The 22440-nt window shown below is 73.2% G+C and carries 16 protein-coding genes; 8 read left to right on the top strand and 8 right to left on the bottom strand.

The features are described from left to right. The first annotated feature begins 161 nt into the window (after positions 1 to 161). Both UA75_RS31650 and UA75_RS31645 read left to right on the top strand, forming a co-directional pair. On the top strand, positions 162 to 698 hold the full coding sequence (locus UA75_RS31650; RefSeq protein WP_232237698.1) for a hypothetical protein: 537 nt from the start codon (positions 162 to 164) through the stop codon (positions 696 to 698). After that, positions 698 to 1246: a ferritin-like domain-containing protein gene (locus UA75_RS31645; protein WP_157434071.1), complete on the top strand. Its 549-nt coding sequence runs from the start codon at positions 698 to 700 to the stop codon at positions 1244 to 1246. Before UA75_RS31650 ends, UA75_RS31645 begins: the two co-directional genes overlap by 1 nt. Here the strand turns inward: UA75_RS31645 and UA75_RS32670 are convergent. Both UA75_RS32670 and UA75_RS09245 read right to left on the bottom strand, forming a co-directional pair. After that, positions 1243 to 2964, bottom strand: coding sequence for a hypothetical protein (locus UA75_RS32670; protein WP_075739895.1), 1722 nt, complete (start codon positions 2962 to 2964; stop codon positions 1243 to 1245). The genes UA75_RS31645 and UA75_RS32670 overlap by 4 nt on opposite strands. Positions 2965 to 3014: 50 nt before the next feature. Further along, positions 3015 to 4046, bottom strand: a complete 1032-nt coding sequence (locus UA75_RS09245; protein ID WP_075739894.1) for an aminotransferase class V-fold PLP-dependent enzyme — start codon at positions 4044 to 4046, stop codon at positions 3015 to 3017. Between the two features lie 475 nt (positions 4047 to 4521). On the opposite strand from UA75_RS09245, the gene UA75_RS09240 reads away from it, so the two are divergent. Beyond that, positions 4522 to 4932, top strand: a complete 411-nt coding sequence (locus UA75_RS09240) for a YjbQ family protein (protein ID WP_075739893.1) — start codon at positions 4522 to 4524, stop codon at positions 4930 to 4932. On the opposite strand, the gene UA75_RS09235 is transcribed toward UA75_RS09240, so the two are convergent. Continuing rightward, the gene (locus UA75_RS09235; RefSeq protein ID WP_232237696.1) at positions 4913 to 5938 is read right to left on the bottom strand and encodes an LLM class flavin-dependent oxidoreductase; all 1026 of its coding nucleotides are present in this window, start codon (positions 5936 to 5938) and stop codon (positions 4913 to 4915) included. The genes UA75_RS09240 and UA75_RS09235 overlap by 20 nt on opposite strands. Before the next feature lie 416 nt (positions 5939 to 6354). Here UA75_RS09235 and UA75_RS09230 point away from each other — a divergent pair, with 416 nt between their 5' ends. Beyond that, complete coding sequence (locus UA75_RS09230) at positions 6355 to 7275, top strand: hypothetical protein (RefSeq protein WP_075739892.1); 921 nt, start codon at positions 6355 to 6357, stop codon at positions 7273 to 7275. A gap of 225 nt (positions 7276 to 7500) precedes the next feature. Here UA75_RS09230 and UA75_RS09225 read toward each other — a convergent pair whose 3' ends face one another. Both UA75_RS09225 and UA75_RS09220 read right to left on the bottom strand, forming a co-directional pair. Further along, entirely contained in the window at positions 7501 to 9249 is a 1749-nt protein-coding gene (locus UA75_RS09225) for a proline--tRNA ligase (RefSeq protein WP_075739891.1), read from the bottom strand. Between the two features lie 357 nt (positions 9250 to 9606). After that, positions 9607 to 10557 (bottom strand): phosphotransferase family protein, encoded by a 951-nt coding sequence (locus UA75_RS09220; RefSeq protein WP_232237695.1) that lies wholly within the window; start codon positions 10555 to 10557, stop codon positions 9607 to 9609. A 433-nt stretch (positions 10558 to 10990) separates the two neighbouring features. Here UA75_RS09220 and UA75_RS09215 point away from each other — a divergent pair, with 433 nt between their 5' ends. The 3 genes from UA75_RS09215 to UA75_RS09205 all read left to right on the top strand — a co-directional run bounded on the left by UA75_RS09215 (position 10991) and on the right by UA75_RS09205 (position 15312). Then, the gene (locus UA75_RS09215) at positions 10991 to 11755 is read left to right on the top strand and encodes a YaaA family protein (RefSeq protein WP_075739890.1); all 765 of its coding nucleotides are present in this window, start codon (positions 10991 to 10993) and stop codon (positions 11753 to 11755) included. 551 nt (positions 11756 to 12306) lie between these two features. After that, entirely contained in the window at positions 12307 to 13488 is a 1182-nt protein-coding gene (locus UA75_RS09210; protein ID WP_232251186.1) for a serine protein kinase RIO, read from the top strand. Between the two features lie 300 nt (positions 13489 to 13788). Further along, the gene (locus tag UA75_RS09205) at positions 13789 to 15312 is read left to right on the top strand and encodes a DEAD/DEAH box helicase (RefSeq protein WP_075739889.1); all 1524 of its coding nucleotides are present in this window, start codon (positions 13789 to 13791) and stop codon (positions 15310 to 15312) included. A 669-nt stretch (positions 15313 to 15981) separates the two neighbouring features. On the opposite strand, the gene cobA is transcribed toward UA75_RS09205, so the two are convergent. The 3 genes from cobA to UA75_RS09190 all read right to left on the bottom strand — a co-directional run bounded on the left by cobA (position 15982) and on the right by UA75_RS09190 (position 20629). Continuing rightward, a complete protein-coding gene (gene cobA, locus UA75_RS09200) occupies positions 15982 to 17259 on the bottom strand; it encodes a uroporphyrinogen-III C-methyltransferase (protein WP_075743593.1) in 1278 nt (425 codons plus the stop codon). Positions 17260 to 17603: 344 nt separating this feature from the next. Then, positions 17604 to 18992, bottom strand: coding sequence for a cobalt-precorrin-4/precorrin-4 C(11)-methyltransferase (locus tag UA75_RS09195; protein ID WP_075739888.1), 1389 nt, complete (start codon positions 18990 to 18992; stop codon positions 17604 to 17606). 203 nt (positions 18993 to 19195) lie between these two features. Further along, positions 19196 to 20629, bottom strand: coding sequence for a cytochrome P450 (locus UA75_RS09190; RefSeq protein ID WP_157434070.1), 1434 nt, complete (start codon positions 20627 to 20629; stop codon positions 19196 to 19198). 520 nt (positions 20630 to 21149) lie between these two features. On the opposite strand from UA75_RS09190, the gene UA75_RS09180 reads away from it, so the two are divergent. Next, positions 21150 to 22328, top strand: coding sequence for an 8-amino-7-oxononanoate synthase (locus UA75_RS09180; protein WP_232237694.1), 1179 nt, complete (start codon positions 21150 to 21152; stop codon positions 22326 to 22328). Positions 22329 to 22440: the final 112 nt, after the last annotated feature.

Genomic DNA, 22440 nt, shown 5'->3' with positions numbered 1-22440 from the left:
GGGCACCGTCCCGCCGCCGCGCATGGCGGCCCGCCGGCCGGCCCCAGCTCTCCGACGGTCGTGGTGGGGAAGCGTATCGCGTGGGTGCCCGGCCCCGGCCCCGAGATCCTGCGACGGCGCAGCCGAGGAGCCGTCGGGCCGCGCCGGCAGGATGGGCGATCGTGACCTTCCCGACCACTCCGCCGACCTACTCGCCTCCTTCGGCCCAGCCATCGCCCCGCTCGGCCCGGCCGATCACGCGGCGTCGCGTGCTGCTGGCAGGCCTGTTGGGTGCGGTGGCGCTGCCGTTGCTGGCCGCGTGCACCGACCCGCCGCCACCGCCGGAGCCCGACGTCCTCGAACCCCTGCTGGAGTCCGCCGAGGCCGATGCCGCGCTCGCCGAGGCCGTCGCCGCCGCCTTCCCCGACCTCGCGGAGAGCGCCGGACTCGTGGCCGCCGACCGAGCCGCGCACGCCGAGGCGCTGCGCAGGGAGATCGACCGGGCCGTGACGGTGGAGCCGCCCGAGCCCTCGGCCTCCGAGGCGCCGCCGCCGGTCGAGCCGCCGTCGGACGCGGGTGCGGCACTGACCGGCCTTCAGGAGGCGATGAGCCTGGCCGCCGCGCAGGCCGCCGAGCTGGCTCCGGAGCTGAGCGGGCACCGGGCGGGCCTCGCGGGCTCGATCAGCGCATCGTGCACGACCCTGGGAGAGGTGCTGTGATGATCGACCGCCGTTCCGGTTCCACCGAGACCGCTGACAGCTCCGGCGACCCCGACACCTCGGGTGCCGAGACGACCGGTTCCGCCGAGCCGGGTCTGGGAGGCTCAATCGGCGACGCCGTCGACGCCGTACAGACCGCGCTGGCGGCCGAGCACGCGGCCGTCTGGGCACACCACCTGGCGGCGGCCTTCCGTGATGAGGAGGTCGCCGAGGCGCTGGCCGAGGGCACCAGGACGCACACGGTCCGCCGCGACACCCTGGAGGACGCCCTGCGCGCCGAAGGCGTCGATCCCGTGCCGACCGAGGCCGCATACCAGTCGCCGGAGCAGGTCACCGACCACGCGACGGCGGTGGCGATGCTGATCCACGCCGAGACGGACTGCGCGGGCGCCTGGCGCGCGCTGCTGGAACACGCCGAGCAGCCGGGCGTGCGGGCGACCTCGGTGGCGGCGCTGACCGACGCGGCGGTCCGGGCCGTCCGCTGGCGACGGGCGGCGGGGCAGAACCCGCTGACGGTGACCTTCCCCGGCTCGCCGGACTCGGCCTAGTTCGCGGGGGCGTCCTCGTCGTACTGGCGGACCGCCTCGGCGCAGATCTCGTCGAGGTTCGGCTTGTCGCTGCGCTTGTCGAAGAAGGCGGATTCGGAGATGATCAAGGTGTCTCCGCGTCGCTCGGAGTAGTAGCCAGCCTCGGGGTGCAGCGACTCGGGGCCGCCGTCGGCGAGGACGCCCTCCGTCATGAGGTCGTTGATGTTGCCGGTGCCGGTCCGGGTGGTGAGTTCATTGAGGTCTTCGGCGGTCTGCTCCTCCTCGAAAGTCACCGTCACCAGCGAGACCACGACGTCGGCGCCCTCGTGCTCGGTCGTGTAGAGGACCTGGGTCAGCCGGTCGCAGCGGTTCTCCTCAAGGAAGTTCTGCACCTGCCCGTAGGAGTGCACCGCACAGTCGACGCCGCTGAAGCTGCGCTTGGCGTCGGGCACCTCCGCGAACGTGTAAGGCAGTTCTTCCGCCTGCTCACTCGGCGCCGTACTCGGCTCCCCGGAGCCACCCGAGCCGAGGCCCGGACCATCAGCCTCCGGCCGGGGCTGCATCAGCACGTAGATCGTGCCGGAGAGGACCGCGACCAGGACCAGGCCCAGGCCCTTCATCAAGTAGTCGGCGGTCTTGTTCTTCGTGTCGGGGGCCTTCGCCGGGGGACGACCGGCGGGCGGCCGCCGGTTCGGTCGGGGCGGGTTGGGACCGCCCGGTGCGCCGCCGGCCTGACCCGGTGCCTGTCCCCCGTGCGGAGGCGGGCCGCCCGCCTGCATGCCGAAGCCGGGTGTCCCCGCCTGCATCGCCTGCCCCGGCACACCCTGGGCGGGTGTTCCCGGCGGGGGTGTCTGGCCCTGCATCTGCTGGGGCGGCAGGCCCGGAGCGTGCATCGCCTGGCCCGGTGCTCCCTGCGGCATCCCGTGGGCCGGTGTTCCATAAAGCTGTGCTGCCTGCGCGGGCAGGCCGCCTGCCGGCGTGGGCTGCATGGGCATTCCGGGGGCCTGCCCGCCCGGCTGGGGCGTGCCGGGCCCGTGCTGCATGCCTGCCGCAGCGCCGTACGCGGCCGCGAATCCCGGTGCAGGCGTGGTCGGCCGAGGCTGAGCCTCGTAACCGTGGCCGGGCGTCGGCGCAGGCTGCTGCGAATGCTGCGGCGACGAGCCCTGCGGCGCGTACTGCGGGTGGGACTGGTGCCCGGGTGCGGGCGGCATCGACGTCGTCGCCGACATCGGCACGCCGGGCGGCGGCGTGGCACCGGGCCGTTCCTGGGCGACCGTGGCCGAGTCGTTGGTCGGCTGGGTGCCACGTGGCGGAGTCGGCGGTCCGAACCTCGGTGCGGAGGCCTGCGGATCGACGGCCTGGGCGTCGAGCCCGGCGGGCGGGGTGAACCCATGGCGACCGCTGCCCGCAGGTACCGGCGTTCCCGGTGTGCTCGACGTGCTCCGATCCTCCTGAACCGCCTCGCCTGCGGGATCGGCCGGACCGCCGCTCGACGGCTCCACCGAGTACTGGGCGGTGGCGGGTTCCTCCTCCGACGACTGCCCGCCGGTCTGCCCGACGGCGTGCCTGGAGTGCCTCGGCGTCGAGTAATCGGACGTGGGCTGGCCGGAGTCCTGGTGAGCGCTCTCCGGCGTGGACCATGGCGAATCGGACACAGCGGGCATGGGCGTGGTCATCTCGGTGTGACTCGGGCCCGCCTGTCGTGTGGCCGGGTCGGAAGCGTGATCCGGGGTCGCCATGGGGACACACCGTAATGTGTTTCACCTCATCAGGCGACGACGCCTCTGATTCACCGGCCGAGCGCCCGCACCACCTGATGAACATCGTCCTCGGTGTTGTAAAGATGGAACGAGAGCCGCACCCGCCCCGCGCGCACCGAGGCGGCAACCCCGGCCTCGGCGATCCTGCCTGCGCCTTCCGGCAGATCCATGGCCACGATGGCGGAGTCCGCAGGCGCCCGTCCCAGCCGTTCCAGCAGTAGATCGGCCAGCCCCACGCAGTGCTCCCGCACCTCCGCGAGATCCAGGGTCGACAGCCAGTTCAACGACTCGACGGCGCCGAGGTGGGCGTGCCAGATCGGGGACGTGTCCAGTCCGCGCGCCCCGGCGGCCAGCACCGGCTCGGCCCCGTAGAGGCTCTGCCATCGGTCGGCGGCCGCGTACCAGCTCGCCGCATGCGGCCGGGCCTCGATGAGGCCTCGTTCCGAGCACGCCAGCCAACACGCTCCGTTGGGGCTGAGCAGCCACTTGTGCGAGACCCCGACGACCCAGTCCGCCCAGCCCAGCGACAGCGGCTGCCAGCCTGCGGCCTGGCTGACGTCGAGCAGGACACGCGCCCCCGTGCTCTCGGCGGCGGCCCGCAGTGCCGCCAGGTCCACGGTCCGGCCGTCGATGGACTGGGTGACGGCCACGGTCACCAGGTCGTGCCCGGGGACGTGCGTCGCCAGGTCGTCGAGGTCGACCTCGGTGACGGTGATCCCGCGATCGGCCTGGGCGACGAACGGGCGGACCACGCTGCCGAACTCGCCGCGCACCGCCAGCACCCGCGAGTTGTCGGGAAGCGCGGCGGCGACCATGCCGATCAGATGCGACACGGCAGAGCCGATCGCGACCCGGTCGGGGTCGGTTCCGGTCAGGGCGGCGAAGGCCGCGCGGGACGCGTCGACCTCGTCGTCGAAGGAGGCGTTGGGCTGCGCGGCGGTGTACCAGTCCTCGACGGCCTTGGCGACCCGTCTGCCTGCCCGCAACGGCGGCACCCCGGTCGCAGCGGTGTTGAGATAGCCGTCAGGAATCTGAAACTGTTCTCCGAATGCCTCGCGCACGCAGCCGAGACTAGGGCGCCGGGTGGGCCCGGAACAGGGGTGCGACCGCCTCGGCGTCACGTTTCGGTGAATTTCCCACCGGGGCGCCGCGCGACCTGCCTGCCGGTCACGACTTAGCCGCCTGCCCGGCTCGGGCGGGCGAGGTCCAGCCGTGCGCGGGCCGCCGCCCGCCCCGGAAACGGCCGTGGCAGCACGACCGGCCCGATCCCGGCCGGAAGGCGGCGCGGACCGGCGTGCCGGGCGGCTGAGGGCACGGTCGGGGTCGATGAGGCCGGGCTGTCGCGGCGCGGCAACCGCCGGTCGCCGGTCCCCGCCGCCGACCGGCGATCAGGCCGCGCCGCCCGGCTACACCTGAGCCGAGGCCACCGCGCGGCCGGAGTCCGCCGGCGGGCCGGCCACCGCCCCGCCGGGGCGGCCCCGGCCACGGCGATCACACGAGCCGAGGCGGAGCCGCGACGCGACTACCCTGGAGACCGTGTTGAGCGAGGAGATCGAGATCCGCACCGGCGGAGTGGAGGTCGTCTACGACCTGAGCGCGGAGTGCGAGCGGTTCCTGGCCGACGTCGGCCGCGTGGACGGGCTGCTGCACCTCTGGGTGCCGCACGCCACTGCGGGCCTGGCCGTCCTGGAGACGGGCGCGGGCAGCGACGAGGACCTGCTGGCCGCGCTGCGCGACCTCCTGCCCAAGGACGACCGATGGCGGCATCGCCACGGCTCCCCCGGCCACGGACGAGACCACGTTCTGCCCGCACTGGTCCCGCCGCACGCGAGCGTGCCGGTGTTCGACGGCCGGATGGCACTGGGCACCTGGCAGTCGGTGTGCCTGGTGGACACCAACATCGACAACCCGGTGCGGCGGGTGCGGTTCAGCTTCCTGCGGGGGTGAGCCCGCCGATCTCGGCCAGCAGCTCGAAGGAGCGCAGCCGCTCGGTGTGCCCGTGGATCATCGAGGTGACCATCAGCTCGTCGGCCTCGGTCCTGGCCAGCAGCTCGTCGAGCTGGGCCGTGACGGACTCCGGGGTGCCCACGACGTAGGAGGCCGACCAGGACTCCACGACGGCGAGTTCGGCCTCGGTGTAGGGATACTCGGCCGCTTCCTTCGGGCTTGGCAGCAGCCCCGGTCGTCCCGAACGCAGCCGCACCATGGCGAGCGCCTGCGAACCCGCCAGCCAGCGCGCCTGCTCCTCGGTCTCGGCCACCACCACGCCGACGGCCACCATCGCGTAGGGCTTGGCCAGGTCGGCCGACGGCGTGAAGTTCCGCCGGTAGGCGGCCAGCGCGGGCAGGGTGTTCTGGGCGCTGAAGTGGTGGGCGAAGGAGAACGGCAGGCCCATCATCCCGGCGGCGGTGGCGCTGTAGTCGCTGGAGCCGAGCAGCCACACCGGCGGCTTGTTGCCGGGGGCGGGCACGGCGGTGACGTCCCAGGCCGGATCGCCGCCTGAGGGGTCGAAGTAGTCGATCAGCTCCGCGAGCTGCCGGGGGAAGTCCTCCACGGACAGCGGATTGCTGGTGCGTCGCAGGGCGGCGGCGGTCCGCTGGTCGGTTCCCGGCGCGCGTCCGATGCCCAGGTCGATCCGCCCCGGATGCATCGCGGTCAGCATTCCGAACTGCTCGGCCACCACCAGCGGCGGATGGTTGGGCAGCATCACCCCGCCCGAGCCGACCCGCATCGTCGAGGTGTGCGCGGCGACCTGCCCGATCAGCACGGCGGGCGCGGAGCTGGCGATGCCCGGCATGTTGTGATGCTCGGCGACCCAGTAGCGGTGATAGCCGAGGCGCTCGGCGAGTCGGGCCAGGTCGAGGGTGTTCCGCAGGGCCTCGGTCGCGGTGGAGCCGGCGACGACGGGGGCGAGGTCCAGCACGGACAGCGGGACGGATCGAGAAAGGGTCACACGGCTGGCCAACGCGCGAGCGAGCCCGGAACTTCCCGCCGCCGCCGAGCGCTGCCTGCTCGAGGCATGGCGGGAGTCTCGGGTCACATGCGGCCGCCTGCGACACCCGAGCCCCGCATCGGTGCGTCGGCTGCCGTACTCGAGGCGCCGGTCGCGCGCGGGCTGCATCTCGGCCCGCCGTCCGCCAGGCCGTTCCCTGCACCCCCGCCGCTGGGCCAGACCGCGGCCGTACCAGACGTCCCCACAGCGCGCTTTCGGTGCTCCCAGGGCCGTCGGAGGCGGCCGGACCGCACCGCAGGCCTCCCGCCGGGCGAGCTCGACAGGCTCGGACGGTCCCGGCTCGCGGCGGGACGGCGCGGTGGCCGAACCCGTGGAACCCTGATCCGCCTGCCAGGTCGCCCGTTACCGTAAGACCCATGACTTCGTGGTCTCACGCCGGACAGTCGCCGGACGACTCAGGCGCACACGGGAAAGGCGGGTACCCGGCATCCGGATCCTTCCCTGCGCAGGGACCGGGCGCAGGTCCCACCGGCTCCTACGGCGGCCTCGGCGTCTACGGGGCGTCCGGCGGCGAGCCGCCCCGGTCCGGACCCGGCAGGGGTCGCGGCCTGCTGATCGGCGGGCTCAGCGTGCTGCTGGTCGCCGTCGTGACGACCACGATCGTCCTGCTGGTGAACGGCGGCGGACGAGGCAGCACCCCGGCCGCCGACCAGACCGCCACACAGGACACACCGACACCGATATCGGAGACCGCCGCAAGCCAGGAGACGGCGGACTCGCCTGCGGAGCCGCCGCACGTGCTCGGCTGGCAGGTCATCCACACCGAGCGCGGCGCGCTCTACGACGTGCCGAGGGACTGGGAGTTGTCGGAGCAGAACATCAGCTACGGCGACGTGGCCCAAGACGGCATCTCACTCGAGTCCGCCACCACGCTGGAACGCAACACCTGTGCCCCGGGCTTCCTCCGGGCCAGTGCCGGCGTGACGGTGCTGGCCGAGCCGGACCTGGCCGCCGCCGCGACCGACACCGCTCGACGGCTGGCAGAGAGCGCCTACAGCTCGCAGGAGACCCCGGCTGAGGTCGAGGTGGGCGATCCGGAGTCGATCACGCTGGCCGCCGACACGGCCGCGCAGTATGTGCAGGCCACCGCCACGGTATCCGACCCTGCGGAATGCGGATCGCCGGCAGGATCGATTCACGTCGTCACCATCCCCACCACCGACGGGAACGGGGCGCTCGCCCTGGCGGCCGTGGGGGATCAGCAGGTGGACAACTCGATCACGCCGGAAGACATGCGGCGCATCATCGAATCCTTCCGGCCGCCGATGCAGGGATGACCGAGCGGGGGAATGACCGAGCGTCTCGGGCCGCGAGCGGCTGCGATGCGCACACGCAGGCGACCGCTGATCGGTCGTGCGAGGCAGCCCTTGCCCCAGCGTCGGACTCGCCGAGTCCAACGTCCCGACGGTGGCCCAACCGACGCAGAAGGCGTGGCCGGGAGGCCCCGGCCACGCCTTCTCTGATGCTCTGATCGAGTCTCGACCCCGAATCGAGTCGTGTGCTCAGTCCCGCGTGATCTCGACCAGCCGGGCCACCACCGCGTCGACGGCGACGTCCTCGCGCTCGCCGCTGCGGCGGTCCTTGACCTCGACGACGCCCTGCGCCAGGCCGCGCCCGACCACCAGGATGGTGGGCACGCCGATCAGCTCGGCGTCGGCGAACTTCACGCCCGGCGAGGCCTTGCGGTCGTCGAGGATCACCCGGACGCCCTCGGCATCCAGCTCGGCGGCGAGCCGCTCCGCCGCCTCGCGCATCGCCTCGTCCTTGCCCGCGATCACCAGCTGCACGTCGGCGGGGGCGATCGCGCGGGGCCAGATCAGGCCCCGGCCGTCGTGGGACTGCTCGGCGATCGCCGCCACCAGCCGGGACACGCCGACCCCGTAGGAGCCCATGGTGATCCGCACCGGCTTGCCGTCGGGCCCCAGCGCATCCAGACCGAAGGCGTCGGCGAACTTGCGGCCGAGCTGGAAGATGTGCCCGATCTCGATGCCCCGCGCCGCCACCAGCGCGCCCGCGCCGTCCGGCGAGGGGTCGCCCACCCGGACCTCGGCGGCCTCGATGGTGCCGTCCGGCGTGAAGTCCCGGCCGCAGACGAGATTGACGACGTGGTGATCGGCCTTGTCGGCGCCGGTGACCCACACGGTGCCCGTGACCACCCTCGGGTCGACCAGGTAGCGCACGCCGTTGGCGATCAGCGCGCCCGGCCCGATGTAGCCCTTCACCATGAACGGGTTGGCCTCGAAGTCGGACTCCTCAAGCAGCGCCACCTCGGTGGGATAGAGCGAGGCCTCCAGCCGCTTGAAGTCCACCTCACGGTCGCCCGGCAGGCCGACGGCCAGCAGCTCCCACTCCTCGGCACCGGGAGCACGCGTCTTGACCATGACGTTCTTCAAGGTGTCCGCGGCGGTGAAGGTGCGGCCCAGGTCCGAGGCGTTGAGGTAGTCGACCAGCGTGGCGATGGTCGGCGTGTTCGGCGTGTGGTGGGCCGAGGCGGCGGGCACGTCGTCGAAGGGCTGCGCGGGAGGCGGTGTCGTGGTGATCGCCTCGACGTTGGCGGCGAAGCCGGACTCCAGACACCGCACGTAGGTGTCCTCACCGGTCTCGCTCTCGGCGAGGAACTCCTCGGACGCCGAACCGCCCATGGCCCCGGACATCGCCGAGACGATGACGTAGCGCAGGCCGAGCCGGTCGAAGATCCTGATGTAGGCGTCGCGGTGCTGCCGGTAGGAATGGTCCAGCCCCGCGTCGTCGAGGTCGAAGGAGTAGGAGTCCTTCATCAGGAACTCCCTGGTGCGCAGGATGCCCGCCCTCGGCCGCTCCTCGTCCCGGTACTTCGTCTGGATCTGGTAGAGCGTGACGGGGAAGTCCTTGTAGGAGCCGTACTCGCCCTTCACGGTGAGCGTGAACAGCTCCTCATGCGTCGGTCCGAGCAGGAAGTCGCCGCCCTTGCGGTCCTTGAGGCGGAACAGGTTGTCGCCGTACTCGGTCCACCGGCCGCTCGTCTCGTACGGTTCCCGGGGCAGCAGCGCGGGGAGCTGGATCTCCTGCGCGCCGAAGGCCTCCATCTCCTCGCGGACGATGCGCTCGATGTTGCGCAGCACGCGCAGTCCCAACGGCAGCCAGGAGTATCCGCCGGGGGCGACACGACGCACGTAGCCTGCCCGCACCAGCAGTGTGTGACTCGGAACCTCGGCGTCCGCCGGGTCCTCGCGCAGGGTGCGCAGGAACAACGACGACATCCTGGTGATCACGGTGACTCGCTCCTCGGCTGGTGCGGCAATGCGACGCCGGACGTGGTGGGAGACCACCCACGACCCGATCGCTTTTCTGGCGAGCAGCGTAGCGAGCGCCGATGCGGCCTCCTATCGGGTTATCACCCTGCGCAGTGGACGACCTCGTCGGCTGATCCACTCGACCGACGTCGACGCAGCCGTGCGCCCACGCCCTGCGGACCGCGTCGTCCACCCCGACCGGCGACGACCAGCCGGGCCGGGATCGCGGCGGTGCGCCGCCGATCTGCACCGGCACGCAGTCGGCCGGCTCGACGGCCGAGGCACGGCGGGCACCGGGTGCGGACACCGTCGGCGCCGGTCGGCCGCCTCGGCCGCTCAGGAGAGGCGCATGCGATGTCGGAACCAGGCCAGGGCGGCGACTGCGGCGCGGGCCTGGAACCGACGCAGGCCCGCCGCGCCCGCAGGCTCGGGCAGCCGCCTGCCGCGCTCCCAATAGCCTGCCAGCGCGGCGGCGAAGCCGGTGACCGCCCAGGCCGGGACGCCCGCCAACGAGGGGCGGGCGATGACGAGCCGCTCGGCATGTCGTGGCTCGTGTCCGGCCATCAACAGGGCAGGCACCAGACCGGCGACGTCCAGCCAGGCCGCGCCCCGTGCCGGACGGGCCCAGTCGACGACGATGATCCGACCGTCCAGGCGCCTGATCATGTTGTCCGGCCGCAGGTCGTTGTGCAGCAGCGTGTCGCCCTCGGCCCAGGGATGCCAGGCGCTCTCCATCGCCACGAGCGAGTCGAGATGTGTGTGCGCCCAGGGATCGAGGTTCTCCGGCGGCGCGGCGCGCAGGGCGGACCAGCCCTGCAACAGCGGACCGAGGTCGTCGAGCACGGCGGGCACCGAGGACAGCGGGCACGGGGTGAGGCCACGGGCCAGCCCGCCGACGGCGGCCAGCACGGCCGCCAGATCCGGGGAACCGGGACGCAGGCTGGGCTCCCGCCCGTCGACGTCCTCGAAGACCAGCGCCGTCCACTCTCGCTCCACGGTGAACAGGAGTCGGGGCGCAGGCGCCTCGACCGGCAGCTGGGCGGAGACTCGCGCCTCGGCGCGATAGGCGTCTGCCATCGGGTGATCGACGGGCAGGGCCTTGACGAAGACCCGTCTGCCGTCGGCGAGCAGCAGCCTGCTGGCGGCTCCCGGCGTGAAGCCGCCCGCCTGGCCGAGCGCCTGCACGACCGGGGCGGTGAGCCTCGCCTGCACCGAGGCACGGGTGGACTCCGGCACGTCCCGCCAAGCGGGTCGGGCGGCGCGGGCAGCGGGCACCACCGAGTTCACGGTCTCCTTCCGCCGCGTCGAGCCGAGCCGGTCGACGCGGCCGGTGACGATCAGGACGACGTCCGTCCCCGCGCCGAGGGTTCGACCCGTGATCGCCGGGACGGACCGACGCGGGCAGCGGGGCGAACGTGCGGCGGCGGGGTGGCGACCGGCGGGCGTTCGTCGCGCCCGCGCCGTCGCCGACGCAGGCGACAGACGGATGCGGATGCGGATGCGGGGAGCGGGGACGAAGCCGCCGAACACGGCCGAGGATCGGCGGAGCCGCAGTGTACGAAGCGAGCGGCTCTACCCGAACGGGTGATCCGGGTGAGACCTGCCGCTCGGTCCGAGCCCTCGCGGCGTCCTGGCGAGCCTGCGTCTGGTGCCTGCCCCGGCCGGCCGCCGCGCCGCCTCCCCACGCCGCACCGGCCGGGAAGGTCGGTACGGTGCGCGGGTGCTCGTGCTGCTGCCGCCCTCGGAGACCAAGGCACACGGCGGCGACGGCCCGCCGTTGAACCTCGACGGGCTCTCCTTCCCCGAACTCACCGACGTCCGGCGCACCCTGATCCGTGCGGTGGCCGCCCTCGCCGAGGACGTGCCCGCGAGCCTCGACGCGCTGGGGCTGTCGCCGAGGCAGAGCGCGGAGGCCGCGCGCAACGCCGTCCTGACCACCGCGGGCACGCTGCCCGCGCTGGCTCGCTACACCGGAGTGGTGTACGACGCGCTGGATCTCGCCAGTCTCTCCGCCGCCGATCGCGACCGGGCGACCAGCAGGCTCGCCGTCTCCTCTGCGCTGTTCGGTCTGGTCGGGGGCGGTGATCTGATTCCGGGCTATCGACTCTCGGCAGGCAGCAGACTGCCGGGACTCGCCTCACTGCGGAGTCTGTGGCGCCCGGTGGCGGGCCCGGTGCTCGCCGCGCAGGACGGCCTCATCGTCGATCTCCGCTCCGGCGCCTACGCCACGCTCGCCGACGCCCCCGGCGCGGTCGCCGTCCGCGTCCTCTCCGAGGACGAGTCCGGTGCGCGGTCGGTGGTGAGTCATGCCAACAAGCACCTCAAGGGCAGGCTGGCCCGTGCGCTGGTCCAGATCGAGCCGGAGCCGACCGGCGTGGACGAGGTCGTCGAGGCGGCGACCCGGCTGGGGCTGATCGCCGAACGACGCGGCTCGGGCGCCGTCGACCTGATCAGCCGCGTCGGAGCGCCCGTCGGCGCGGGCTGACGCCCGTCGGCGGGAAGGCAGGCGCGGGATTCAGGCGCGGGCGGCGGCCGACGGAGTCGGGCGCGGAAAATCAGTTGTCGCCGATCCATCGGGTCTGCAAGGCTCAACGCCATCGCGCACGACCGTCCGTGGTCCTGCGCCCATCGCGAGGAGGTGCTGAATTGATGAACTCATCGACGCTCGACGCGGTCTGCATCACTCAGACGCCCCGCGCCTCCCGACACTGACTCCTCGCCAGTCGCAGTAGTTCGCCGACGGCGTCAGCGGTCTGTGCTCGCTCGGGAGTGCGCGCCTACTCCGCTGGAGTTCTCGCGATGTCTTCGCACCATTCGACCCACCAGTCCCCGGCGAATCCCACACCTTTCGCCACCACTCGGCGATCGACCGCGCCACGGCGGCAGGCGGCACAGCAGCCCGCGTCGTCGACGACCGGGCAGCGTCCCGCCGAGGCACCACCCGTGTCCCCGGAAACGGAATCGGAACGACCGTCCGAGGTCGACCGTCCCGCCGCGCCACCGTCCGGAACGACGGCCGACCGCACGGCCTCGGCCGTGGCTGCTGAATCGGCGAGGTCCGTGCCGCCGGACGCCGTGCCGGCGGACGCTGCCGAGCACGCCTCCGATCACGCGACCCCGCTCGGCGTCTCCTGGGACGGCGAGTACGGCGACGAGGACGATGTCGAAGGCCGGTACGGCGGCTTCACCGACTTCACCGACTTCTCCGACGAGCAGCCCAACGCGGAGGACGACGAGTACGACGAGTACGCGGACTACGACGACGCTGATCACGCCTGGGCCGGACGCGGGCGCAGGCCGCGCCGCAGGGCCCGCGACCAGGACGAGGCCGGACTCAGCCACCGCCGAGGCAGGCTGACCGAGGCGGCTCGGCAGCGGGCCCTGGAACTCCGCGAAGAGAACGTCGATCCCACCGACGTCCCCCTCCCAGCGGATGCCGACCGCTGGACCACCTGGGACGACGGCGTCCGGGGCCCGCTCCCCCACCCGGGCTGGCTCGTCACCGCCTCCGCCGCCTCGGATCGCGAACTCGGCGTGCTCAAGACCGGCAAGGAGGCTGAAGTTCACCTCATCGAGCGATCCGAGTCGATCACCGGGGCCTCCTGCCTGCTGGCCGCCAAGCGCTATCGCTCGGCCGAGCATCGGCTGTTCCACCGGGACGCCGGCTACCTGGAGGGCAGGCGGATGCGGCGTTCCCGCGAGATGCGGGCGATCGAGGGACGCACCGACTTCGGCCGCAACCTCATCGCCGAGCAGTGGGCGACAGCGGAGTTCGCCGCGTTGAGCAGGTTGTGGGAGCTGGGCGTCCCGGTGCCGTATCCGGCGCAGCAGGTCGGCACCGAACTGCTCATCGAGTTCCTCGGCGAGCCCGACGGCACCGCCGCACCGAGGCTGGCGCAGCTCCGCCCGGCCGAAGACGAGCTGGTCAGGCTGTGGGCGTCACTACTTCGGTCACTGCACCTGATGGCCTCGCACGGGCTCGCGCACGGCGACCTGTCCGCCTACAACCTACTCGTGCACCAGGGTGAGCTGATCCTGATCGATCTCCCGCAGCTCGTGGACGTCGTCGCCAATCCGGAGGGCCCGCGCTTCCTCGCCAGGGACGTGGCCAACGTCTCCGCGTGGTTCCTCGCTCACGGTCTGCCCGCCGAACTGGCCCACGAGAGCGAGTTGACGCGGGAGCTGCTCGACGCGGCGGGCCTGTCGACACCGCGATGATCCGGCGGAAACCGGTGGTCCTCGACACATCTCACACCGCGTGGACCACCGGTTTCGCTGGTCGGCCATCGACCTGCCCGCCGCCCGATGATGATCAGATCGTCCGGCCGTGTAGTCTCACAGGGCACCGCTCGGGTTCGAACTCCTTTCGTCGCCCGGTCGCCAAGGCGATTCTTCGGTGCTGTCGATCCACTCACTTACAGTCAAGGCGCTATGACGCGCCGGGCTCGTCCTTGAGATCGCACCCGCTTCGACTCTGCGCGGCGCATCCCCGAGACGTGCCATGTCACGGAGGTGCTTGTGCCAACCACGTCCCGAAGCCGTTCCGAACGCGCGCACTCGCCGCGTCACCCCAATGAGCATGGGCGTGGCGGCGACGGAGCGCGGCACGGCAGCGGCAGGCGACGTCCCCGCCGCGAGACCAGGCCGCAGCAGGCCGTCTCGCCGCTGCTTCACTCGGCGCTGGAGGCCACGGCCCCGCTGCCGACCGGCCCGATGCCGTCCTTCACGGAGCTGGGCCTGCCGGAGGCCCTGGTGCGGACGCTGTCCGAGAAGGGCATCACCGAGCCGTTCCCGATCCAGGCGGCCACGCTGCCCGACGTCCTGGCTCAGCGCGACGTGCTCGGCCGGGGCCAGACCGGTTCCGGCAAGACCCTCGCCTTCGGTCTCCCGATGCTGACCAGGCTCAAGGACGGCCAGACGGCGCCGCTGCGGCCCCGAGGCCTGATCCTGGTGCCCACTCGCGAGCTCGCGATGCAGGTGCACGACGCTCTGGAGCCGTTCGCCCACGCCCTGCGGTTGCGGACCACCACGGTGGTCGGCGGCACGTCCTTCCCCCGGCAGACCGCCGCGCTGCGGCGCGGCGTCGACCTGCTGATCGCGACGCCGGGCAGGCTCTCCGACCACGTCCGGCAGGGCACCTGCCAGCTCGACGACGTGATGATCGCCACCTTGGACGAGGCCGACCAGATGGCGGACATGGGCTTCCTGCCCCAGGTCCGCGCGATCCTCGACCTGGTGAAGCCCGGCGGACAGCGGCTGCTGTTCTCCGCGACGCTGGACCGCGAGGTCGGCACGCTGGTGCGGGAGTACCTCACCGACCCGGTGGTCCACGCCGTCGCCCCGCCTTCGGCGAGCGTCACGACCATGGAGCACCACCTGCTCCTCGTCTCGGCCGACGACAAGCCGGACGTGCTGGCGGGCATCGGCGCACGTGAGGGCCGCACGATCATGTTCGTGCGCACCAAGCACACCGCCGACCGCGTCGCCAAGAAGCTGCGGTCGGTCGGCGTCCGGGCCGGTGCGCTGCACGGCGGCAAGACTCAGAACGCCAGGACCCGCACGCTCGGCGAGTTCCGCGAGGGCAGCACGCCCGTGCTGGTCGCCACCGACGTCGCCGCGCGCGGCATCCACGTCGACGACGTCAGCCTGGTCGTGCACGTGGACCCGCCCGCAGACCCGAAGGACTACCTGCACCGTGCGGGACGTACCGCTCGGGCAGGTGAGTCGGGCGTGGTGGTCACGCTGGTGCTCAACGAGCAGCGTCGCAGTGTCACCGCGATGACGAACCGTGCGGGCGTGCGGGCGAAGTCGACCCGCGTGCGTCCCGGCGACGAGGAGCTGTCCACCCTCACCGGGGCCAGGACCCCCAGCGGCGAGCCGGTGGCCGAGCCGCGTCCGGAGCGTCAGCCCCGGCCGCGTCGGGCGGGTGCGCCCGGCGGCCGCGGTCGCGGCGGAGCGGGCGCGGCTCGCTCCGGCGGCTTCCGAGGCGGCGAGCGTCGGGACCGGGGCCAGCGGGAGAACCGCGCGAACTACTCTCGCTGATCAGACGCAGTGTCCTACGGCGGGGCCGGTCGCTTTCTGCGACCGGCCCCGCCGTCGTCTTTCCCGGGCCGGTGGCCGTCGGTCCGCCGTCGACGGCCGGGCCGCGCTGCGGTGATTCGTGATCCCCCAGCGGACAGTCCGATGGCGGGCCCCGCCTGACCAGCGTTCTTGGCTGACCGAGCCACCGCACGGGCGACGAGTGCCGCGCCTCGAGTACCTCGTTCGGCCACGCCGTGTAGTCGATGAACAACGGGTCGAGGGCCAAGCAGCCGGTGGTCGATCCCGGCCGCGATCGGTGTTCACCTGCTGATCGCCGCGCAAGATCCCGGCAGGCGACGTCGTCGTGGTGACCATGCTTGATGCAGGGATCCCGCAGCAGGCTGCCGCAGACCGATCCCCGCCCGTTGGCCGCCGGACAGAGCAGGCTCGGCGGCCGGATCAGACAGGCTGCTCGGCCCCTGTCTCCGTCGACGCCCGGTGAGGCATCGTCGACGACGTCGCCGCGCGGGGCATCCACGTCGACGACGTCGAGCGCCCTTCGGGGCCGCCGGAGGGACGACCGGGATCGGTCCGCCGTCCGGTCCGGACCGGCGTCGGACGGCGCAGGCCTTGCAGTCCGATCCCTCGGCGAGTGGCAGGCGCGGGCCGCCCGCCACTCGCCTGCGCCGATCAGGCCTCGGACTCCGCGTCCACCTCGAACGACGTCGGACGCGGCGCGGGCCCCAGCGCGGCCACGTCGCCGATGACGATCACGGCGGGCGGCCGGACCCCAGCCGAGGCGATGTCCGCGGCGACGGTGTCCAGAGTGGATCGCAGCACTCGCTGTGAGCGCAGCGTCCCGTCCTGCAGCACCGCCACCGGGGTGTCGGCCCGCCTGCCGTGCTCGGTCAGCACCGAGGCGAACTGCTCGATGCGTTCGACGCCCATCAGCAGCACGATGGTGCCGCGCAGCCGTGCGAGCGCCTGCCAGTCGGTCAGCGACCGGTCGTCGGTCGGAGCGACATGGCCGGAGACCACGACCACCTCATGAGCGACGCCCCGATGCGTCACGGGGACGTCGGCGACGGCCGGGACGGCGAAGGCACTCGTGACGCCGGGCACGACGGTGACGGGAACGCCCGCCTCCGCACACGCCAGGACCTCCTCGAACCCCCGGCCGAAGACGAACGGGTCTCCGCCCTTGAGCCGGACCACGAACCGGCCCTGGCGGGCGCGTTCGATCAGCGTCGCGTTGATGACCTCCTGGTTCGCCGCCCGCCCGTAGGGGATCTTCGAGGCGTCGATCACCTCGACGTCGGGGGCCAGTTCCTCCAGCAGCTCACGAGGCGCCAGCCGGTCGGTCACCACGACGTCGGCGCGGGCGAGCAGCCGCCTGCCGCGCACCGTGATCAGGTCCGGGTCGCCGGGACCGCCGCCGATGAGCGCGACACCGGCGGCGTGCTGCTCGGCGGTCTCGTCCTGATCGTCGATCGCCCCGGAACTCAAGCCGGCCAGTACTGCATCACGCACGGCGGCCGAGCGACGTGGCCGTCCGCCCGCGAGCACCCCGATGCGCAGGCCCGCGTGTTCGCCGACGGCGGGGGTCACGGCGCTGCCACCCGCCGCCTGATCGGCCCGGACGCAGAAGACCCTGCTCACCGCCGCCTCTGCCGCGACCTCGGCGTTGACCGACGGCTCCGAGGTGCAGGCCACGGCGAACCAGGCGTCGGCGAGATCGCCCGTCTGATAGGGCCGTCGCGACCAGGTCAGCTCGCCGGCGTCGGCCATCGCCTCCACCGACGGCGTGGCCTGCGGGGCGATGACCTCGACGACCGCGCCCGCACCGACCAGTCGGGGCAGCCGTCGCTGGGCAACGGTGCCCGCTCCCACCACCACGACCCGTCGACCGGTCAGCAGCAGCCCGGTGAGATAGGGATCGGGGGACCCGTCGTGCTGTTCGGCTCGCATGGTGCTCAAGGATGCCGTCAGGCGGGCCGGTGTCCTAGCGAACAGGCCGCGACACAGATCACGTCGACCGCGACCGGCCGAGGCACGAACGTCCGCAGGCTCGACCGGGCGCAGGGGCGTAGGCGGCTGTCGGCTGTCGGCTGTCGGCTGTCGGCTGTCGGCTGTCGGCTGTCGGCTGTCGGCTGTCGGCTGTCGGCTGTCGGCTGTCGGCTGTCGGCTGTCGGCTGTCGGCTGTCGGCTGTGGAGGTTCCTGCCCACGCCGGGAGTCCCGGCGCAATGCCTGGTCGTCGCAGCGCTCCGCCCCGACTCCGCCGGACACCGGCCGCCGCCGAGAAGAAGTCGGCTCAGGAACGGCGGCCGCGCCCCTGCGAGGACTTGCGGCCTGCGGCGCGACGGCCGCCGGAGCCTGCGTCCGTCCCGGCATCCGAGCCCTTGGCCTCGCCCGCAGACCTGGTCTTCGCACGGTTCGTGGTGTCGACCTTCGCACTCACCGACTGCGTCGCGGTGCGCTTGGCGCTGACCTTCTGGCCCGCTGCGGGAGTCCTGGACTCCGAGGGCACCGGGTCGACGGCCTCCGCCTGGGCGGGAATCGCCGTCGTGGCCTCGGCACGCGACTGACCGGCGGTCGAGGTCTGCTCGCCGTCCCCCGCCGCCGACTCCGCAGTGTCGGCGGCGGCGGGCAGCGGTTCATCGGACTCGACACCGGCCGAGGAGTCCTCGGCGGCGCGGCGGGTCCGGCCCGAGGCGCCTCGGCCGCCGGCGCGACTCGCACCCCGTGCGGTCTCCTGCCAGTCCCGCACCGCCCACCAGGCCGCCGTGGCCTCGGCGCCGCGCTCCGCCTCCGAGGTCCTGGGCTCGAACGGCACATCGGCACCGGCGGCCGTCGACCCGGCGTCCCCGCCGCGACTCGACTCCCGTGCCTCGCGCCGTGCCGTGGCGGCGCTCCGGTGGGCAGAACCCGTCGTGGCACCGGCGGAACGCCGGTAGGGATGCGCAGACCTGTTCGCCCCTCGGCCGCGCGGCCCGCTCTCGGCCAGCGACTCGCCGATCAGGAAGAGGGTGTTGCTCCAGAGTCGGTGCTGCTTGACGGTCGCCGCCAGCTCGCCGAGTGAGGTGCGCAGGAGCTGCTCGTCCGGCCACGACGGCTTATGTCCGACGATCACCGGCGTGGTCGCGGTGAAACCGCCCGCCACGAGCTGCTCGACGAGTTCCCCGGCCCGCGCGCCCGCCAGGTACATCGCGATCGTCGCACCGCCCGCGACGAACTGCCGCAGGTCCTCGCCCTGCGGCAACGGCGTCTTGCCGCCATCCGCCCTGGCCAGGACCACCGAGTGAGCGCCGTCCGGGGTCAGCTCGCGGCCTGCCGCCGAGGCCGCCGCCGACACAGTGGACACGCCGGGCACGATCTCCACGTCGAGGCCGAAACGCCTGCACACGTCGTGGTGCGCCTGGACGCCGCTCCACAGGGCGGGATCGCCGGGCAACAGGCGGACGACTCGAAGCCGCTCGGCCGCCGCGCGCCGGTAGATCTCCACGACCGCCTCGTCGGAAACCCGCGAGGAGTCGACGAGCTGCGCCTGCTCCCCGGCGTGCTCGCGAACACAGTCCGGCGAGATCGACCCGGATGCCCACACCACGACCTCGGCCTCTGCGATGCGGCGGGCACCACGCACCGTGATGAGATCGGCCGAACCGGGACCTGCACCGATGAACGAGACCCGGCCGCTGGTCATGCTGCTCCCCTCCCCCGCGTCGGCGGGAGCACGAGACTGGTGAACTGGCTGAGGACGTCACGACGTCGTGAGCCGCCGAAGCGCCCGGTATGTCGTCGTCGCCTCGGCGCGCTGGACACGGCACCGTAGGTGACGACCGTACCGTTTCGCGGCAGGCCGTCGATCGCCGCCGTCGCCCCTCTCATCGTGATCGACACATTGGGTCACCTCATCGGCGGCTCCTCCGTCACGAGGACCCGCCGGGGCGCGCGGAAGGACAGCAGTCGGAGCTGCGGCGGATGCTCCTCGACACGGCGCAGCCGGGGCAGGGCGGCCGCGACGGTCTCCAGCACGACGGCGGCCTCGGCGCGCGCCAGTCCCGCACCGAGACAGAAGTGCGGGCCGTGGCCGAAGGCCAGATGTCGCCGAGGATTCGGGCGCCCGGGCCGAAACACGCCGGGATCGGCCGTCTCCTGTTCGGCGTCTGCCCCCAGGGCCGCGTCGGGGCGGTCGGCCTCGGGAGCTCCGGCTGGGCGCGGCACCCGGCCCGAGCCGTCGAGATCGGACGAGTCGAGATCCGAGGGGCCGACACCCGAGGGCACGGGACATCCCACGCCGGGCCCCGCCGACACGTCATCCCGGCCCGCCGCGCCGAGCAGCAACAGCAGTCGGGCGCCCGCAGGCACGGTGACCCCGTCGACGACGGTCTCGGCGGCGGTGACCCGGCGCCAGGTCGGGACCGGCGGTGTGAGGCGCAGAAACTCCTCGACACACGATTCGGCCGCGCCGGGGGCGCCTGCCGCGATCTCGCGCCAGCGCTCCGGTTCGCCGAGCACCCGATGCAGCAGGCCTGCGAGGAGTTGCGTCGTGGTCTCCTGCCCCGCGATGAACAGGAAGTAGCAGACGCCTACCGCCTCAGCGGCCGACAGCGGCGCCCCATCGGGCAGCCGATGTCTGCGCAACGCGGCGAACAGGTCCGGACCGTCCGGGTCGGCGGCGGCCAGCCGCGACCGCAGCCAGCGGTAAAAGTCGCCTGCCAGGACGGCGAGATCACGCTGGCGCCGCTCGCCGGGCAGGCCCCAGAACAGCTCCAGGGAGGCGCTGCTCCACTCCTTGAGCACCGGCAGGTCGACCTCGTCGACGCGCAGCAGATGCAGCAGCACCCGGGCGGGCAGATCACGGGCCAGCGGGCTGCCGAGGTCCACGACGGCTCCGCTCTGCAGGGCGGGGGCATAGTCGGCCAGCCAGGACCGCACGAGTCGCCGGATCATCGGGACGGCCGCCGCGACGCGCCGGGGTGTCACGAAGGCCGCGACCACGCCGCGAAGCCCGGCGTGCGTGTCGGTGCCGTTGTTGGCCAGGGTCGGCGGCAGGCTGAAGCCCGCGCGCGCCAGCGTGCGCAGCGCGGGAATCGACAACGGCGTGAAGGCGTCGAGCGCGTTGTCCGGGCGGAAGGTCTCGACGTCGGACAGGATGCGGCGGATGTCGGATGCCCGGCGCACCAGCCAGAGGCCGGTCTCCTGGGAGTACCGGACCGAGGAGGTCGCGGCACCGACGGTCGGGGAGTCCCACAACTCGGTGAAGAGGTCCGCCCCCGCCGCCGGGTCGGGGGGCGGGGCGGCGCCGTCGGCCCCCCAGAGCATCACGTCATCGACCACCAGCCGACGGTACGGCGCAACCCGGGGCTCACCGCATCCCGGAGGCCGGTGCGAGATCGACCGTCACCTGCCGGTGATCTGCTCGGCCGTCTCGGCTCGGCTGCCACCGCACAGCCGCCCGCCCCTCGGCGTACGGCGCCCGCATCGACTCGATCACGCGGTCGACCCGCTCGACATGCGGGCGACACCTCGGTCCGACGAACACGGCCTGGGCCGCCTGACCTCGGTCGGCCTCGGTGCGCCCGAACGCGGGCACCGCCACGACGTCGCGATCCCGGCCGGGCCAGGTCGACCGGGCCCAGAATTCGGGGCCGGGCAGGCAGCCCCGCGCAGGCGGCGCGTCTGCGCGGCAGCGGCTCGCCCGTCGGCGAGGTCGGCGGGACCTCGCCGACCGACCCGGTACGGCGACGCCGATCGCGCAGCAGGCACCGTTGCTCGACGGCGGACCCGACCCCCGGCTCGGCAGGTGACCCCGACTTCTGGGACCGGGCCGCGCGGCGCCCGTGCGACACTGCCGCGCGTGAGCGCTCCGGGTGATCAGGTGTTCGACTGGCTGGACGTCCGGGCCCAGGCCAGGGCGAAGGCCGGGCTCCGCCGCCGACTCGTGCCCAGGTCCGCCGACTCCGACGTGCGCAACCTCGCGGGGAACGACTATCTGGGTCTCGCCAGAGACCCGCGCGTCGTGGCGGCGGCCTCGGCGGCGGCGCGACGCTGGGGCGCCGGGTCGACCGGTTCGCGGCTGGTGACCGGCACTCTCGACGCCCATGCGGAGCTGGAACGAGACCTCGCCGACTTCTGCGGCGTCGAGAGCGCCCTGGTGTTCTCCTCCGGCTACCTGGCCAATCTGGGCGCGCTGAGCGCGCTGGGCGGGCCAGGCACGCTGCTCGTCGCCGACGAGTACGACCACGCCTCGCTGATCGACGGGATGCGGCTGTCCCGTTCGGACCACATGCGGGTTCCGCATCGCGACGTCGCGGCGGTGGCCGCCGCGCTGCGCGACCGGTCGCGGAAACGTGCCCTGGTGGTCACCGACTCGGTGTTCTCGGTGGACGGTGACCTCGCGCCCCTGGCCGCGCTGGCCGCCGTGTGTCGCGAGCACTCGGCGGGCCTGCTGATCGACGACGCGCACGGCCTCGGCGTCCTGGGTCCCGGCGGACGCGGCGCACCTGCGGCGGCGGGGATCGCGGGCGCGCCGGACGTGGTGGTCACCGCGACCCTGTCCAAATCGTTGGGCTCGCAGGGCGGCGTGGTGCTCGGGCCCGCGCGAGTCATCCGCCATCTCGTCGAGACGGCCCGCACGTTCATCTTCGACACCGGGCTGGCGCCTGCGTCGGTGGGTGCCGCCGCCGAGGCCCTCGCCGTGCTGCGGGCCGAGCCGGAACTCGCCGACCGGGTTCGCGCCTCGGCCCGCGCCCTGGCCGAGCGACTGCGGGCGGCGGGCCTGGACGCAGCCGAGCCTGCGGGTGCCGTGGTGTCGGTCCGGGCGCCCTCGGCCCAGCAGGCACTCGACTGGGCGGGCCGCTGCGCAGCGGCAGGCGTGGCCGTCGGGTGCTTCCGACCGCCCTCGGTGCCGGACCACGTCTCCCGGCTCCGGCTGACCGCCCGCAGTGACCTCACCGAGCAGGATCTGGATCACGTGGTGGACGTCCTCGTCGCCACCGCCCCCGCGCGGGCAGACGAGCGGCTGCTCGCGACGTGAGGTCGCCTGTCGACCCGCCTTCGCGGGCGGCGGGTGCTCGGGCACGACGATCGGGCGCGCAGCGGGATCGGCGACGACGGACCGGCCCCCGCACCGGCAGGACGCCCCGATC

Origin of the sequence: Actinoalloteichus sp. GBA129-24, from assembly GCF_001941645.1 — a bacterium.
Lineage (GTDB): Bacteria > Actinomycetota > Actinomycetes > Mycobacteriales > Pseudonocardiaceae > Actinoalloteichus_A > Actinoalloteichus_A fjordicus.
This window is presented reverse-complemented; position numbering and strand designations above follow the sequence as displayed.

Coding starts and splice junctions, on each gene's coding strand:
- UA75_RS32670 (WP_075739895.1), bottom strand. CDS start 2,964: ATGGCGACCCCGGATCACGCTTCCGACCCGGCCACACGACAGGCGGGC.
- UA75_RS09195 (WP_075739888.1), bottom strand. CDS start 18,992: ATGACCAGCGGCCGGGTCTCGTTCATCGGTGCAGGTCCCGGTTCGGCC.
- UA75_RS31645 (WP_157434071.1), top strand. CDS start 698: ATGATCGACCGCCGTTCCGGTTCCACCGAGACCGCTGACAGCTCCGGC.
- UA75_RS09230 (WP_075739892.1), top strand. CDS start 6,355: ATGACTTCGTGGTCTCACGCCGGACAGTCGCCGGACGACTCAGGCGCA.
- cobA (WP_075743593.1), bottom strand. CDS start 17,259: ATGCGAGCCGAACAGCACGACGGGTCCCCCGATCCCTATCTCACCGGG.